Source organism: Phaeacidiphilus oryzae TH49, from assembly GCF_000744815.1.
Classification (GTDB): Bacteria; Actinomycetota; Actinomycetes; order Streptomycetales; family Streptomycetaceae; genus Phaeacidiphilus; species Phaeacidiphilus oryzae.
Window position 1 is genome coordinate 1 of the sequence record NZ_JQMQ01000005.1, and the last position, 14,993, is coordinate 14,993.

General features: G+C 75.6%; 15 protein-coding genes. 6 read left to right on the forward strand and 9 right to left on the reverse strand.

Going from position 1 to position 14,993, the window contains the following annotated elements; genetic code table 11:
- Positions 1–414: 414 nt before the first annotated feature.
- The 4 genes from BS73_RS39180 (at position 415) to BS73_RS04295 (ending at position 2,434) form a co-directional block, all read left to right on the forward strand.
- The gene (locus BS73_RS39180; protein ID WP_235215302.1) at positions 415–1,155 is read left to right on the forward strand and encodes a peptidase dimerization domain-containing protein; all 741 of its coding nucleotides are present in this window, start codon (positions 415–417) and stop codon (positions 1,153–1,155) included.
- 98 nt (positions 1,156–1,253) lie between these two features.
- Positions 1,254–1,760, forward strand: a complete 507-nt coding sequence (locus BS73_RS04290) for a flavodoxin family protein (RefSeq protein ID WP_051938932.1) — start codon at positions 1,254–1,256, stop codon at positions 1,758–1,760.
- A 156-nt stretch (positions 1,761–1,916) separates the two neighbouring features.
- Positions 1,917–2,078, forward strand: coding sequence for a YqaE/Pmp3 family membrane protein (locus tag BS73_RS38090; RefSeq protein ID WP_161789609.1), 162 nt, complete (start codon positions 1,917–1,919; stop codon positions 2,076–2,078).
- A 131-nt stretch (positions 2,079–2,209) separates the two neighbouring features.
- A complete protein-coding gene (locus BS73_RS04295; protein WP_037568349.1) occupies positions 2,210–2,434 on the forward strand; it encodes a CsbD family protein in 225 nt (74 codons plus the stop codon).
- Between the two features lie 123 nt (positions 2,435–2,557).
- Here the strand turns inward: BS73_RS04295 and BS73_RS04300 are convergent, their stop codons facing one another.
- Positions 2,558–2,947: a hypothetical protein gene (locus tag BS73_RS04300; protein ID WP_037569852.1), complete on the reverse strand. Its 390-nt coding sequence runs from the start codon at positions 2,945–2,947 to the stop codon at positions 2,558–2,560.
- A gap of 114 nt (positions 2,948–3,061) precedes the next feature.
- Positions 3,062–4,705, reverse strand: coding sequence for a GxGYxYP domain-containing protein (locus BS73_RS04305; protein ID WP_084704573.1), 1,644 nt, complete (start codon positions 4,703–4,705; stop codon positions 3,062–3,064).
- A 185-nt stretch (positions 4,706–4,890) separates the two neighbouring features.
- Between BS73_RS04305 and BS73_RS04310 the strand changes: the two genes are divergently transcribed.
- Positions 4,891–5,157: a hypothetical protein gene (locus tag BS73_RS04310; RefSeq protein WP_037569853.1), complete on the forward strand. Its 267-nt coding sequence runs from the start codon at positions 4,891–4,893 to the stop codon at positions 5,155–5,157.
- A 44-nt stretch (positions 5,158–5,201) separates the two neighbouring features.
- On the opposite strand, the gene BS73_RS04315 is transcribed toward BS73_RS04310, so the two are convergent.
- The 5 genes from BS73_RS04315 to BS73_RS04335 all read right to left on the reverse strand — a co-directional run bounded on the left by BS73_RS04315 (position 5,202) and on the right by BS73_RS04335 (position 10,779).
- Complete coding sequence (locus tag BS73_RS04315) at positions 5,202–6,194, reverse strand: DUF5914 domain-containing protein (RefSeq protein ID WP_037569855.1); 993 nt, start codon at positions 6,192–6,194, stop codon at positions 5,202–5,204.
- On the reverse strand, positions 6,191–7,189 hold the full coding sequence (locus BS73_RS04320) for a phytoene/squalene synthase family protein (protein WP_037569856.1): 999 nt from the start codon (positions 7,187–7,189) through the stop codon (positions 6,191–6,193). Before BS73_RS04320 ends, BS73_RS04315 begins: the two co-directional genes overlap by 4 nt.
- Complete coding sequence (gene crtI, locus BS73_RS04325; protein ID WP_037569857.1) at positions 7,186–8,727, reverse strand: phytoene desaturase family protein; 1,542 nt, start codon at positions 8,725–8,727, stop codon at positions 7,186–7,188. Before crtI ends, BS73_RS04320 begins: the two co-directional genes overlap by 4 nt.
- Positions 8,724–9,971: a polyprenyl synthetase family protein gene (locus BS73_RS04330; protein WP_063836912.1), complete on the reverse strand. Its 1,248-nt coding sequence runs from the start codon at positions 9,969–9,971 to the stop codon at positions 8,724–8,726. Before BS73_RS04330 ends, crtI begins: the two co-directional genes overlap by 4 nt.
- A 160-nt stretch (positions 9,972–10,131) precedes the next feature.
- A complete protein-coding gene (locus BS73_RS04335) occupies positions 10,132–10,779 on the reverse strand; it encodes an RNA polymerase sigma factor (RefSeq protein WP_084704574.1) in 648 nt (215 codons plus the stop codon).
- Positions 10,780–10,877: 98 nt separating this feature from the next.
- Here BS73_RS04335 and BS73_RS04340 point away from each other — a divergent pair, with 98 nt between their 5' ends.
- The gene (locus BS73_RS04340; RefSeq protein WP_051939416.1) at positions 10,878–11,930 is read left to right on the forward strand and encodes a MerR family transcriptional regulator; all 1,053 of its coding nucleotides are present in this window, start codon (positions 10,878–10,880) and stop codon (positions 11,928–11,930) included.
- A 151-nt stretch (positions 11,931–12,081) separates the two neighbouring features.
- Here BS73_RS04340 and BS73_RS04345 read toward each other — a convergent pair whose 3' ends face one another.
- Positions 12,082–13,701, reverse strand: coding sequence for an NAD(P)/FAD-dependent oxidoreductase (locus BS73_RS04345; protein WP_037569860.1), 1,620 nt, complete (start codon positions 13,699–13,701; stop codon positions 12,082–12,084).
- Between the two features lie 26 nt (positions 13,702–13,727).
- On the reverse strand, positions 13,728–14,954 hold the full coding sequence (locus tag BS73_RS04350) for a lycopene cyclase family protein (RefSeq protein WP_037569862.1): 1,227 nt from the start codon (positions 14,952–14,954) through the stop codon (positions 13,728–13,730).
- Between the last annotated feature and the right edge of the window lie 39 nt (positions 14,955–14,993).

The following is a 14,993-nucleotide window of genomic DNA, read 5'->3' on the forward strand; positions in this document are numbered from 1 at the left end:
GCGCGCGGACCGGGGCGCTGGACGGACGGAAGGCGCGCCCGTGCGCGGGTCGAGCGGCACGCGGAGGAGCTGATCGCACTGTCCGAGCGGCTGCACGCCGACCCGGAGACCGCCTGGGAGGAGCACGGGCCGCGGCCGCGGTCCCCGAACTCCTCGACCGGCGGCTTCGCGGTGACCGCGCTACCTCGGCCTGGACACGGCCTTCCATGCGCGCTTCGGCCAGGGCCCCCGTCCGCATCGCGCTGTGCGCCGAGTACGACGCGCTGCCGGGCCTCGGGCACGCCTGCGGCACGACCTGATCGCGGCAAGCGCGGTCGGCGCCGCCCTCGGCCTGGCCGCCGTCGCCGACGAGGCCGGGATCACCGTGGAGGTCTACGGCACCCCGCGGAGGAGGGCGGCGGCGGCAAGATCGAGATGCTCGACCGCGGCGCCTTCACCGGGGCCGACCTGGCCATGATGGTCCACCCGGCGCCGGTGGACGTCGCCGAGGCCCGGCCGTTCGCGGTGAGCCACTCGCGGATCTCCTACACCGGCAGGTCCGCGCACGCCGCCGCCTACCCGGAGGCCGGCGTCAACGCCGCCGACGCGTTCACCGTGGCGCAGGTCGCGATCGGCCTGCTCCGCCAGCAACTGCCGCCCACCACCCGCGTCCACGGCATCGTCACCCACGCGGGCGACGCCCCGAACGCCATCCCGGAGCGGGCCGAGGGCCGCTGGTACGTCCGCGCGGAGACGCTGGCCGAGCTGGAGCGGCTGGAACCACGGGTACTGCGCGCCTTCGAGGCCGGCGCCCTGGCCACCGGCTGCGAGCTGGACGTCGAACCGGAGAGCAAGCCGTACGCGGAGTTCCGGGCCGACGAGACCGCCCTCGCGGACTACCGGGCGAACGCCGTCGCCCTCGGCCGGCGGTTCGCCCCGGCGGAGACCGCCGCGCGGATGAACCGCGCCTCGACGGACATGGGCAACGTCTCGCAGGTGGTGCCCGCCATCCACCCGTACATCGGTATCGGCTCCCTGCCGGCCACCAACCACCAGCGCGAGTTCGCCGCCTTCTGCGTCGGCCAGGCGGCCCGGCGGGCGCTGCTGGACGGGGCGGTGGCCCTGGCCTGGACGGCGGTGGACCGGGCGGCGCGGGGGCCGTCGGCGAAGCCCTGAACCGAACACCCACCGACCGGGGCATGTCACATTTCCCGCTGCTGTGATGTCCTCCCTGGGCAAGGTCAGAACGATCTCCACCTGAGGGAGCGTCACCGATGAAGGCCGTCATCGTCTGCGTCTCGGAATCCCACGGCAACACCAGGCGGGTCGCCCAGGCCATGGGCGAGGTGCTGGACGCGCCCGTGGTCGACCCCGCCGAGCTCGACCCGGCCGCGCTCGCCGGCTACGACCTGGTGGGGTTCGGCTCCGGGATCTTCCAGATGAACTTCCACCGGCGGCTGCGGGACTTCGTGGACGCGCTCCCGCACGCGCCGGAGGGCCGGTCGACCCGCGCCTTCCTCCTGGCCACCAGCGGCCTGCCGGAACCCCGCCCGGTCCGGTACGTGCGGCGGCTGACCCGGAGGGTGGAGGCGAAGGGCCTCCCCGTGCTGGACGCCTTCACCTGCCGCGGCTTCGACACCTGGGCCCCCTTCAAGCCGTTCGGCGGCCTCCACAAGGACCGTCCGCACGCCGGGGACCTGGCCGCCGCCCAGGCCTTCGCCCAGGGGCTGCGGAAACTCCAGGAGCCCCCGGCGCGGGCCGGCCGCCGCACGGCATTCTGAGCCGCCCCCGCCCCCGGGCCCGCTCCCGCCCCGGGCCGGCGCCCCGCGTTGCGCTGTTCGGGGCCGCCGCTGATTGAGCGGACGGGGTCCGGGGAGAAGCTGTTCCGGCACGCGGGGAACCCGCGGCCACCGGAGTCCGCACAGGAGGAGGCGATCGTGTTCAAGGTGCTGCTGGTTCTGCTGTGCCTGGTGCTGCCCTGGCTGGCAGTGCTGATCAAGGAGGGGCCGAGTCTGCGGGTGCTGTGGGCCTTCCTCCTCCAGCTCTGCGGCCATGTGCCCGGCGTGGTCTACGGGATCTACCGGGTGGTCAACGACTGACGGGCGCCGTCCCCCGGCCTGCCCGCCGAACGGGTGAGCCGCCCCTCTCGACATGCGCGACCCGGCCCGTCCGCCCAGGCTGGACAGCGATCCCGGCGAGGGCCGCCGGGAAACGCACCGAAAGGGTGGCCATGGGCACCGACGACATGCAGCGCAAGGCGGACGAGGCTCTCGGCAAGGCCAAGGAGAAGGCCGGTGAGCTCAAGGGGGACGAGCGGATGCGGGGCGAGGGCCAGGGCGACCAGGCCGAGGCGAAGGCGGGCCGGCTCGGCGACAAGGCGCAGGACGCGACCGACCAGGCCAAGGAGAAGGCCGAGGGCCTCGCGGACCGCGCCAAGGGGATGCTCGACCGCTGAGGGCCCCGCTGAGGCCCCGCCCGGAGCCCCGCCCCGGGACACCCGCGGCGTCGGCCCCCGACCCGCTCCGCCGGACGGCGTCTCACCGTGCCGGCGGGCGCGTCGGAGGCGAGGCCAGAGGGCTCAGTGCCGGCGGTGGAGGATCCCGCGGCGGGTGCCCTTGAGGGCGTCCTCCCGCCCCTGCGCCTGCGGGCTGGGCTGGGTGCGGCCCACCAGGGCGTCGCGCTCGTCGGCGAGCCGGTCGCGCTCGGCCTCCAGGCGGTCGCGCTGGCGCCGGTGCTCGGCGGCCCGCCGCGTCTTGCGGCGGGCGGAGCCGACCAGCATCGCCAGTCCCAGCAGGATCGCCGCCCCGACGAGGGCACCGATCACGAAGAGGACCCAGCCACTGGTGACCCCCAGACTCTGTCCGAAGATCGTGGGCGCCGGGGAGATCCTCGCGGAACTGTTCTCGATGAGCAGATCGATGCCGAAGACCGCGGCGGCGGCGATGAGCAGGAGCCCGAGGATGATCATTTCGATCTCCCCTTTCCCATCTCTTCGGCGGCCCGCAGGCAGCCGATCGAGCATCCACACGATCGATTATCCGGCGGTGGCCGCGCCCTCGCCGCCCGGGAAGCCCGCTCCCCCTCAGGCCGGCGGGAGGCCCAGCGCCCGGCGTGCCAGCCGGAAGTACTGGTCGCCGCGGACCACCCGGTACCGGGTGTCCAGCGAGCCGGCGATCGTCGCGACGTCGGCCGGCACCAGGTTCCAGGCCAGGGTTCCGATGGACAGGAAGAGCGGGGCGGATCCGTCCCACCCGGCGGACTCCTGCGCTATCGCGTCCTTCGCCTCCTGCACCGAGCTGGTGAGCCGGCTGACCGACAGCGGCACCCGGCCCTCCAGCGCGGTGGTCCGGGTGTAGTCGGTCCAGTGCTGGAGGAGCCCCAGCGGCCGGATGTCGGCCAGGTACTGGAGCGCCTTGGCGTCGGGCAGCGGGACGTCCGCCCCGGAGACCCGGTTGAGGATCACCGCGCTGTCCAGCCCGGTGCGGCGCATATAGCGGGCGGAGAGCTGCGAGTAGACCGGGAAGCTGTCGTCCGGCCAGGGCGTCGGGTACGCGTAGCCGGCGCCCGAGGGGCCGGCCATCAGGTAGTCCCAGGCGGTGCCGGTGCGCTGGTAGTAGGAGAGGAAAGCCGGAGCGGCGTCGGCGAGCAGCGGGTTGGTGGTCCAGTTGATCGGCACGCTGCCGCGCGCCGGGTCGTCCCAGATCTTCCGCATCCGGTGCTGGCCGTACTGGAGGTTGTCGCCCTCGGTCATGGTGAAGGTGACGTAGATCCGGTTCTCCAGGCGCGGGGTCGGCAGGGCGGGCTGCCGTGCCGAGAGCCCGGCCGGCACTCCCCCGAAGACGGTGAGGTTCTGCGACCAGTCCGCGGCCAGCACCACGAGCCCGTGCTGCGACGTGAGTTCGGTGCCGTCGCTCTCGCCGCCGACCCCCGCCGGCCACCATCCGAGGTACGGGGAGCCGGGCGCCATCTGCGACATCACCTGGTCGCCCAGCGCCCGGGAGTCCGCCTGGTCGGGGTGGATCCAGAGCACCAGGGCTCTGGTGGCCACCGCGTAGTCGCGGAGGTAGGCCCCGATGGTGGGGTCGAGCCCGACCAGCAGGCGGTGGCTGGTCCGCGGCCACAGCTCGTCCACCGCCCAGCGGTAGGCGGCCAGTTCGTCGGTGAAGCGGCCACGCAGGTCCTCCAGTACCTCCAGCCGGTAGGGCGCGGCGGTCAGTGCCGGGAGCTGTTCCGGCGAGACCGCCACCGCGTCGCGCAGCCCGGCCAGGGTGGTGGCCAGGTTGACGGTGGCCGGCTGGGCCGGATCGGTCACGATGAGGCCGCGGATCTCCGCGCGGTACTTCGCCAGCAGTGACCGTGGGTCGCCGACCGTGCGGCTGGGCACGCCGATGCCGTCCAGCCAGGTGGTCTCCCCCTCGTCGGCGGGCCGCAGCAGGGCGATCCGGGGCCGAGCGCGGTTCACCACCCCCTGCAGCGTCGCGAACAGCAGCTGATCGGCGGTGCTCGCGGTGGTCAGATCGACCACGTCCAGGGCCGCGGGCGCGGCGAACGAGGGCAGCGCCTGGCCCTGCGGCCAGCGCAGTCCGCCGGCCGGCGACGGCGCCGCGGCCGCCGTGGCCGTGGCCGCGAGCGCCGTACCGGAGAGCCCGGTGCTGAGCGCGGCGCCGGCGCCGGCCGCGCCGAGCAGACCGAGCAGGCGGCGGCGGCTGGGGTGGGAAGGGGACATGATCGAGACCTCCACGGGAACGGCTGTCCGAACAAGCGGGACAACGTTGTCAGGAAGCTCACGGAGGAGTCAATGCCCCGTCGGACAATCGCCGCCCCCGGCCAAACACCCGGTTCCGCATGCCCCACGCGGCCCTGGGCAGGTGAGCTGGCGTACCGCCACCGGAAGCCAGGAGGAAGCCAGTCATGGGCTCGTTCACCGTCACCACCACGACCGAGGTCGACAAGGAGCTGTCCGCCTACAGCGAGGAGCGGCGGCAGGTGCTGCTCGAGGCCCTGGACCGCCTCTCGGACGAATCCACGCTCCTGGAGGGCGAACCCGATACCGCCGGCGCGCATGCCGAACTGGCGCCGGGGGTGGTCTTCAACTGGGTGGTCGTGGTCCCGGCCCGGCTGGTGATCGTCTGGCAGCTGGGCGTCCGCGACCAGGAGCTCTCCACGCTGGGCGGGTGACCGCAGGACTGCCGCGGACCCCCCGGGGCAGTCCGCGCGACTCCTCAGGGCAGCGGGCCGCCACCGGGGAAGCGGCCTTCGGCCCGCAGTTGCCAGCGGCGTTCCGCGTAGGCGAGGTCGTCCCGCCACAGCCGGGCGGCGGTGGCACGCAGCACGGCCCGCAGCACGGGGGCGGCCCGGCGGGCCGCGGCGAACCCGCGGCGCCCCGAGGACGCGATGACGGCCTCGACCACCGCTGTCCGGGGGGCGGTGGCCGAGCGGCGGACGGGGACGGCATGGGTCTCCACCACCGAGCCGGTGCCCTCCCCCTCGGTGATCCGCATGACGACGGTGCGCGGTTCGGGCGCGGTGAACCGGGCCCGGACCGGGACGACGAGCCCCCCGGCCACCTTGAAGGCCACGTCGACGTCCAGGACGTCCCCGTCGCCCGCGGGCGGCCGGACGGTGAGGTCGACGAAGGAGTACGGGTGGAACCAGGCCCCGTGCCAGGGGTCGAGCCGGTTGGCGACCACGTCCTCCGGCTCGCAGCGGCCCTCGACGGTGTAGACCGCGGCCACGCCCTCGCCCGGCGGCGGACGCTCGGGAAGGTACGGAGCCGCCGTCGGTGCCTCTCCCCCGGCGCCGTCCAGGCGGACCCAGAGCAGAACCCCGTCGTCGTGCGCGGGGAACGGCCGCCATCCGGCGTGCGGCCGGCCGGTGAGACGGAGGCCGTGCCAGTGGCAGAGGAGGGTTCCGCAGGCGGTGCGGGCGTCCTTGAGGGGGGCGCCCAGGTGGGGGCAGGCGCCGGGCCCGGCCAGCACCGCGCCGTTCGGCCCGCGCCAGGCCACGACCTCCTGGTCGGCGATGGTGCGGCCGAGGGGCGGGCCGTCCGGGCGCAGCTCGCGGGAGGGGGCCAGGACGTACCAGTTGCCCGAGGGGCGGGCGGTGCAGCGTTCCAGGGCGCGGGCGATCAGGGCCCGGGAGGCCTGCCGCCAGGTGGGCGGCTGGTCCTGCCAGCGGGTGCGGCCGCGGCGACGGCTGAGGGGCAGGGACCTCACGCGGCCCTCCGGGTGTCCGTGCGGGCCAGGGAGCCCTCGGCCGCCGGACCGCCGGCGCCTCCCCGGTGGCGGAGGCGGGCGGCGGCGAGGTGGCGGAGACCGTCTGCGGCCACGGCGATCCGGCGCCGGCGCGACACGGCGGACCTGCGGTGGAGGACGTCGTAGCGGTCGGCGGCGATCGCCCGGAGGATGTCGCCGTAGAGGATGAACGCGGTCCTGACGCAGGGCCGGGAGACAGGGTCGAGCATCTCGATCCCGGGGGCGGCCAGCCGGTACACCCCCCGGGTCAGATCGGCCCCGGCCGCGATCGCGGCCCGGACCCGCCGGTCCCGGGCGCCGGTGCGCCGGCACCACTGCAGGAGCTCGCGGTCCACCCCGTGCGCCCGCAGCAGATCGGCGGGCAGGTAGACCCGGCCGCGGTCGAGGTCCTCGCCGACGTCCCGGAGGAAGTTGGTGAGCTGGAAGGCCACACCGAGGGCGGCGGCGTGTGGAGCGGCCTCCTCGCGGGGGGCGACGGTGCCGAGCACCGGGAGCATCTGGAGCCCGATGACGGCCGCCGAGCCATGGATATAGGAGCGCAGCGCGGTGTAGTCCGGATAGTCGGTGACGTCCAGGTCGCTGCGCATGGCGGCCAGGAAGTCCGCGAAGTGCCGGGCCGGGATCGCGTAGCGGGCGGCGGTGTCGGCCAGGGCCCGCACCACCGGCTGGGCGGCGGAACCTCCGCCGAGGGCGGTGTCCACCTCGCGGGCGAGCCGGTCCAGTGCCCTCTCCCGCTGGGTGCGGTCGGCGGTGCTGTGGAGGTCGTCGACGATCTCGTCGGCCCAGCGGGCGAAGCCGTACAGGGCGTGCACCGCCGGGCGCCGCTCGGTGGTGAGCAGCCGGGTGGCGAGGAAGTAGGTCTTGCCGTGGCGGGCGTTCAGCCGGCGGCACAGCTCGTAGTCCCGGCGCAGCGCGGCATCGGTGATGCCGGCGGCGTCGAGTTCTCGGCCGGTCATGGGGTGGCCTTTCCGGTGGGCGGCACGAGGGCGCGGCGGCGGGCACGGGCGGGACGGCCGCCGGCGCCGGTGATCCGGGCGGCGGCGAGCTTGCCGGAGATCAGCACGGTGGGGACGCCGACGCCGGGGGTGGTGCCGCAGCCGGCCAGGACCGCGTTGGCGGTGCCGCGCACCAGGTTCCGGGGGCGGAAGGGCCCGGTCTGGGCGAAGGTGTGGGCGGCCGAGAAGGGGGTGCCGGCGGCATGGCCCTGAGCGGCCCAGTCGGCCGGGGTGACCAGCGTCTCGGCCTCCACCGACGCGGCCAGCCCGGACAGGCCCCGATGCTCCAGCTCGCGCAGCAGGCTGTCGCGGTAGCGGGGGCCGAGGGACTCCCAGGCCGCGGCCGTCGGGCCGATCTCCGTGTTGGGACAGGGGGCGAGGACGTAGTGGAGCTCGCGTCCGGGCGGGGCCAGGCCGGGGTCGCTGGCGGTGGGCCGGGTGATCAGCAGCGAGGGGTCGCTCATCAGCTCGCCGGTACGGGTGAGCTGGTCGAAGGTGCTCCGCCAGGCCCGGCCGAAGGACAGCGTGTGGTGGCCGAGCCCCGGCCAGCTGCGGGTGGTCCCCAGATGGAGGACGACGGCCGAGGGCGAGTGCCGCAGCGGCAGCGGGCGGCGCGGGCGGCGGCCCAGCAGCCGGTAGGAGAGCGGCAGTTCGGGGGTGAGCACCACCGCGTCGCAGGCGATCCGGCCCTGGTCGGTGCGGACGGCGGTGACCCGGTCGCCGCTGCGCTCCAGCGCGGTGACGGTGTGGCGGTAGCGCAGATCGGCTCCGGCGGCCGCGGCGGCCTCGGCCATGGCGGCCGGCAGGGCGTGCATTCCGCCGCGGGGGAAGTAGACGCCGGCCACGGTGTCCATATAGGCGATCACCGCGTAGGCCGCCAGCGCCCGGGCCGGTGGGACGCCCGCGTACAGGGCCTGGAAGGAGAAGACCCGTTGCAGGCGCTCGTCGGTGAGGAACCGGGCGATCCGCCGGTCCAGCCGGCCGAAGCCGCCGAGCGCCGCCAACCGGGCCAGGTCGGGGGTGAGGAGCTGGAGCGGCGAGTCGAAGTTGGCGTCGATGAAGCGGCTCTTCTGGGCCCGGTAGAGGTGTTCCAGCCAGCCGCGCAGCTCGCGGTAGCCGCGCGCCTGGCCGGGGCCGGCGAACCGCTGGACGGCGTCCTCCATGGCCTCCGCGTCGGTGTGGACGTCCAGCGTGCTGCCGTCCGCGAAGCGGGCGTGGTAGGCGGGGGTGAGCGGGAGGAGTTCGAGGTGCGCCCCCAGGCTGTCGCCGACCGCGGCGAAGGCCTCCTCGGCCAGGTCGGGCATGGTGAGGACGGTCGGCCCGGTGTCGATCCGGTAGCCGCCGCTCTCCAGCCGCCCGGCCCGCCCTCCGGGCAGCGCTCCGCGCTCGACGACGGTCACCCGGCGGCCCGCGCCGAGGAGATGGAGGGCGGCGGAGAGGCCGGCCAGTCCGGCGCCGACGACCACCACATGGTCGCTTCGGTGCAGCGGGTTCCTCACGGGCGGGCTCCTTGGACGGTCAGCGCGGGGCGGCGGGCGGGGATGGCGCCCGCCTCGCCGATGCGGGCGCCGGCGGGGAGGCCGGCGCGGGTCTCGGCGCCCCGGCCGACCGCCCGGTCCAGCAGTGCGGTGAGCCGGGGGCCGGCGACCGGGTCCAGGGCGGCGCGGGAGAGGTGGAGCCGGCATTCCTCGGACAGGTCGGCGATCTTGGCCTGGACGGCCGAGCGCGCCCCGGTCGACTCCAGGACCTCCTGCACGCGGTGGAGGTCACTCGGTGTCAGGTCCGGGTCGCCCAGATGGCGTTGGAGTACGGCCCGCGCCGCCGCGGCCCCGTGGGGCCTGGTGCGGGCGAAGGCCAGAGCGGCCAGATAGGTGGCCTTGCCGGCCCGGATGTCGTCGCCGACCGGCTTGCCGGTCCGCGCAGGATCACCGAAAGCGCCCAGCAGGTCGTCGCGCAGCTGGAAGGCGATACCGGCGCAGCGCCCGGCCGAGCGCAGCAGCCCCAGCGTGTCCGGGTCCACATCGGTGAGCAGGGCGCCGAGCGCGAGGGGATGCTCCACCGAGTACCGCGCGGTCTTCAGATAGGCGATCCGGAGGGCCTGCTCGGCGTCCTGCCGGGCGAGCGCCTGGGCGCGCAGGTCCAGATACTGGCCGGCCACCATCTCGCAGCGCATCTGCCGCCAGGCGGAGCGCACCCCGGCCCGGACGGGGTGTTCCAGCGCGGCCTCGGCGAAGGCGTCGTCCGCCCAGGCCAGGGCGAGATCACCGGCCAGTATGGCGGCGGACTGCCGGAACGGCGGGGCTCCCGGCGGGTCCGGACGGGTGACCGGATACTGCCGGCCCAGCGCGCTGTGCAGGGCCGGTGCGCCGCGCCGCAGTGCGGAGCCGTCCATGACGTCGTCGTGCACCAGTGCGCAGCTCTGCAGCAGTTCCACCGCGCAGGCCACCGTGAGGAGTGCGCGGGCCTGCTCAGGACCGGGAGTGGCGCCACCGGACCTGGCGGCCCACCACAGCAGGTGGGCCCGCATCCGGCTGCCGCCGACCAGGGTGAAGCGGGCCACCCGGTGGGCGATGTCGCGGGCGAACCGCGGGTCTGCGTCGGCGGCGGTGGCCAGCCATTCGTCGAGCATCGGGGCGAGGCGGCGCCGGACGGCGGCCGTCACGTCCTCGTCGATGCCGCGGAGCTCGCTCGAGATGCCGACGGCCGGACCGTTCCGGGCGGGGGGTGAGGACTGGCCGCTCATGGCCGCTCCTTCGGTTCGGGGCTGGGGTCCATCCAACGGCGCCCGTGGGTCGATTCCGCGGAGGCGGGCAGCGAGTCGCCGCGGCCGAACGGGGGACCGAACGGTGAGCCGGATGCCTCGACGTTCGACCGGCGCGGCGTCCGGACGCATCCCGCATCGTTTACGCAGCGTTTCTCTCGGCACCCGCCGCGCTTCCGGCGCTCGCCGGGTGCTCCGCGCCGCCCGCCGCGGCCTCCCGGGCCCGGAACTGCGGGGCCAGGCCGTCCCGCAGCCGCCGCATCGCGCGGCGCGAGTGGCTCTTGACGGTGCCCAGCGGCAGTCCGGTCCGCTCGGCGATCTGGACGTGGCTCAGGTCGGCGTAGAACGCCAGCTGCAGCACCTGCCGCTGGCGGAAGGGCAGCAGGGCGAGCGCGTCGGTCATCGCCAGGCGGTCGAGCACCTCCTCCGGCTCGGCCGGCGGCCGGCCCGAGAGCTCCGGGGAGCGCCGGGCCGCCAGGGACAGCGCGGCGCGCCGGCTGCGCGCCTGCAGGGCGTCGGCGATCTTGCGGCGGGTGATCCCCACCAGCCAGGACCCCAGGGAGCCGCGCTGCGGCCGGTAGCCGGCCCGGCCCCGCCAGGCGGCGACGAAGACCTGCTGGGTGACGTCCTCGGCCTCCCCCTCGTCGCCCAGCGAACGGCGGGCGAGCGCCTGCACCAGGGGCTCCCAGCGGCGGAAGAGCGCGTCGAGGCAGTCCTCGTCACCGCGGCGGAAGGCCTCGGCGAGGGCCGCGTCCGCGCAGCTCCGCTCGGTGGCCGAACGTCCAGCCATGGGCTCCTCCTTCGGATGCGGGACGCCGGTGATCACGTCCGCCCCCTCAGCATGCGACCACAGGCCCGGGGATTAAACTCGCACTGTTTCTGCACCGAATGGAGCCGACAGTGACAGCGGACGAGGGAACCGCCGCCGGGCCGGGTCTGACCACCGGCGCGCTGGCACGCCGCCTCGGCGTCTCCCCCGAGACCCTGCGCAGCTGGGACAGGCGGTACGGCCTGGGCCCCTCGCAGCACCAGGGCGGGCGGCACCGTCGCTGGCTGCCGCCGGACGTGGCCGTGGTCGAGGAGATGTGCCGGCTGACCGCCGAGGGCTATCCGCCCAGCGAGGCGGCCCGGGTGGCCAGATCCCGGGCCTCCGCACCCTCGACCTCCAAGTCCCCGCCCGCCCCAGCCTCGCCCGCCGCCGCCCTGGCCGCCGCTGCGCCGGCCGCCGGCCCGGAGCGGCCGCCGCGCCCCGTCGGCCCGGGCGGCGCCCTGCCGGTCGGCGACGCCCGCCAGGAGGCCCGGGGCCTGGCCCGGGCCGCGGTGCGCCTGGACGGGCCGGCCGTCCAGCGCGCCCTGGAGAGGGTGGTGGCCGGCTGCGGGGTCCTCACCGCCTGGCAGGAGGTGATGATGCCGGTCCTCCACGCGGTCGGACGGAGATGGGAGTCGTCCGGCGACCGATACGTCGAGGTGGAGCATCTGCTCTCCTGGCACATCTCCTCGACACTGCGGCGGATGCCGCAGGCCCGCGAGGCGACCGGCCGGGCCCCGGTGATCGCCGCCTGCATGCCCGGCGAGCAGCACACCCTCGCCCTGGAGGCGCTGGTCGCCGCCCTGGCCGAACGGGCGCTGCCCACCCGGATGTTCGGGGCGGCGGTACCGGCCACGGCCCTGGAGGCCGCGGCGCGGCGGACCGGACCGGCCGCCGTCGTGCTGTGGGCGCAGACCCGGTCCACCGCCAATCTGCCGCTGGCCCGCCATCTGGCCCAGATGGAGTGGGGGGTCCGGGGCGCCCGGAGCGGAGCGGCGGTGCTGCTGGCCGGTCCCGGCTGGTCCGGCCGCGCTCTCCCGGGCCTGCGGCGCCCCTCGGGCCTGCCGGAGGCCGTGCTGGCACTGGAGGAGATCTGCGGAGACCCTCCCGGCCACCGCGACGAGGGGGTCTGAGGCCGGCGCCCGACCGGCAGGACCGCCCATCCCGCCGCTCAACTGCCGGCGTGGGCCCGCCGAAAGCGCGCCGCCGCCGACCGGAGGTCGACGAGCGGCCAAGCCGGAGGTGAACACCGCGTCGGAGAGGGTCATGACGCGGCTCCTGCCGCTAGTGCGGGGACGCTTCACCCCCGATTCCGCCGCCGCCCCCGCCGCGGTTGCAGGGCGTCCCGCCCAGGGCGCGCGCCAGGGCGGAGAGCGCCGGAACCCGGCCGCGGTTCGGCACCGACCACACGGTCTCCCCTGCCACTCCCCAGCGGTGGAGGAGGGTGTCGGCGGCCAGGAAGCCGGTGGACGCGGCCCGCTCCATCAGCGCCGAGGGGAACGGGGTGCGGACGATGTCGCCGGCCATCACCAGCGCCGGATCGGGGGTGACGACCTCCGGGCGTCCGTCGAAGCCGCCGACCGGGAAGAGCGGGCAGTCCGCATGCCATTCGTGCCGTACGTCCACGACCCGCGCCTGGCGGGTCTCCGGGTAGACCCGATGGAGCTGGGCGAGGAGCCCCGCCTCCACCCTCCCGCGGTCGGCGTCCGGGGCGACCGCGTAGCCGTGGAGCTCCAGTACGGAGCCGCCGGTGCGACCGGCCCAGCGGCGGGCCTGGCCCTCCCAGCGGTCCAGGACGCTGATGTTGTCCAGGCCGCCGAAGGCGCTGGTGCCAAGGAACCCCGGTCGGTCCTCGGCCACCGGGCGGTCCAGCCACAGCCGGGAGACCAGGAAGGGCGGGGCCGTGCGCAGGGCGCCGATCCGCTCCCGCCAGGCGGCGTCGCCGAGTTCGGGTGACGCTCCGACCAGCGACCGCAGCCCCGCCACGTCCAGGGCCAGCACCACGGCGTCGCAGGGGTGCGCCTCGGTGCCGGTGGCCACGGCGAAGCCCCCGCCGCGCCCGCGGCCCACCGACTCGACCCGGGTGGCCGTGCGCACCTCCACCCCGTGCGAGGAGAGGTAGCCGCCCAGCGGGTTCCACAGCGCCTGCGGGAAGGGCTCGTCGGGCACGTCGAAGAGGAGGCCCTCGCTCGAACCCAGGAAGTAGATGTGGAACATGACGGCGAGCTCGGCGGCGGACAGCCGGCCCGGGTCGGCGAAGAAACTCCGGGAGAAGACCTCGAAGGCGAGGTGGTGGGCGGCCTCGGGGAAGCCGATCCGGTCGAGGAGGTGCCGTGCGCTGATCCCGTCCAGCTCGGCGTAGACCCGGGGGACGGAGACGTCCAGCAGCCGCATCGCCGGGCCGGGCGACATCCCGAGGAGATCGCGCCAGCGGAAGCTGGGGCTGCGGGCGACGAACCCGAGGGCGTTCCACGGCGGCGTGCGGGGGATCTCGGCGAAGCTGTCGAGCATTCCCCCGCTGTGCACCAGGGGGTAGTCGGGCAGTGGGCGGAGCATTCCCAGCTCCGGATCCACCCGGCGGAGCAGCGCGCGAAGGTTGTAGTACTGGCGGAAGAAGGCGTGGAACCCCCGGCTCATGGTGACCGTGCTGCCGTCCCGCAGCGTCACCGGCCATCCCCGGAGGCGGCCGCCCAGCTCCGTCTCCCGTTCGAACACGGTCACCCGCGCGCCCGCCTCCGCGAGGACGGTGGCCGCGGCCAGCCCCGCGATGCCGCCGCCGAGCACCGCCACCGAGGGCGGGTCGTCCTCGAAGCGGGGCGCCCCGGCGGGGCCCGGGAACCTCCAGGCCCGGCGGTCCCGCGGCGGTCCGCTGACGGGCCTCGCGGCAGGGGTGGCCGGCGGCATCGGGGTCCTCTCCCGGACAGGGCGGTTCACGCGTCGGCCCCGTGGGCCGGACGCACGGGCGGCCGACGGCCGGCGGGGCGTTTGGGCAGCAGCGGCAGCCGGGCCAGAGCGCCGGCCATCGGGCCGATCGGCACCCGGAGGCCGATGGCGAGGTCCTGCCGCCAGCCGGTCTCCCCGTCCAGAAAGCGCAGCAGCCGGGGGGCCGGCACGGTACGAAACAGGTCGGTGAAGAACCGCGGGCCGTCCAGCCGCCCGCTGTCCAGGGCGTGCAGCATCACCGCGTCCAGCAGCCGTGCCCTGGCCGGGTACGCGGCCGGCGGCCGGGGCGTCCCGCCGCGCCGGAGCGCCGCGGCGATCGCCCGGGACTGCCGCTGCACCGCGGCGAAGGTGTAGCCGGTCGAGGGCCGGGTCGCTCCCCCGGCCGTGCCGATCCGGAAGACCCGTGCGCCGGCCTGGCCGGGGAACCGGCCGTCGGTCATCGGGATCACCCCGCTCTCGGTGCTGCCGATCTCGAAGTCCGTCAGTCCGTACGCGCCTCGCAGGTGGCTGCGGAGGGCACGCCGATACGCCTCCGCGGGCAGCGGATCCGCCGAGAAGAGGGTGTACTCGACCAGGGCCTCCCGGTCGCTGAGCGGCAGCGCGTAGACGAACGCCAGCCCCCGGGCCGGCTGCGGGCAGTGGAAGTCCATCAGGTCGGCGGTGGCGGGGTCGAAGACCGGGCGCTCGGAGCGGACGAACCAGCCGCGGAAGTGCTGGAGGAGATGGGTGCGGGCGTCCGGCAGCCGCCGGACCGGACGCGAGTCGAAGACCCAGCGCGCCCGCAGCGCCAGGCGGCCGCCGTCGGCACGTGCCGCGCGGACCTCGGCCCCGTCGGCGGTGTCCCGGACCTCGTCCACGGCGGCCTCGAACCGCCGCACCGAGCGTCCGCGGAAACCGTCCGCCACGAACCGCTCGAAGGCGCCGGAACGCAGCATCTTGTACCGGTACGGCCCGAGGTCCAGGGGGAACGGCGTGCCCTCCCGGTCCTTCACCCGCAGCCGGCTCCAGCGGGCGCTGAGCACCTCGTCGTAACGGCCCGGTCCCTCCTCCCAGAAGCACCAGGTCCGCTCGGGCGGCCGCAGCGGACCCGGCGGTGCCTCGATCAGGGCGATGTCCGGGGCACCTGCGCCGGCCGCGAGGAGGTGGTGGGCGAGCGAGAGACCGGCCGCGCCGGCCCCGATGATGGCGACCTCGGCCTCGGTTCGATCAACCAACGTCCCGTCCGCTCCCTTCGGCCCCGGCCGTCCCGCCGA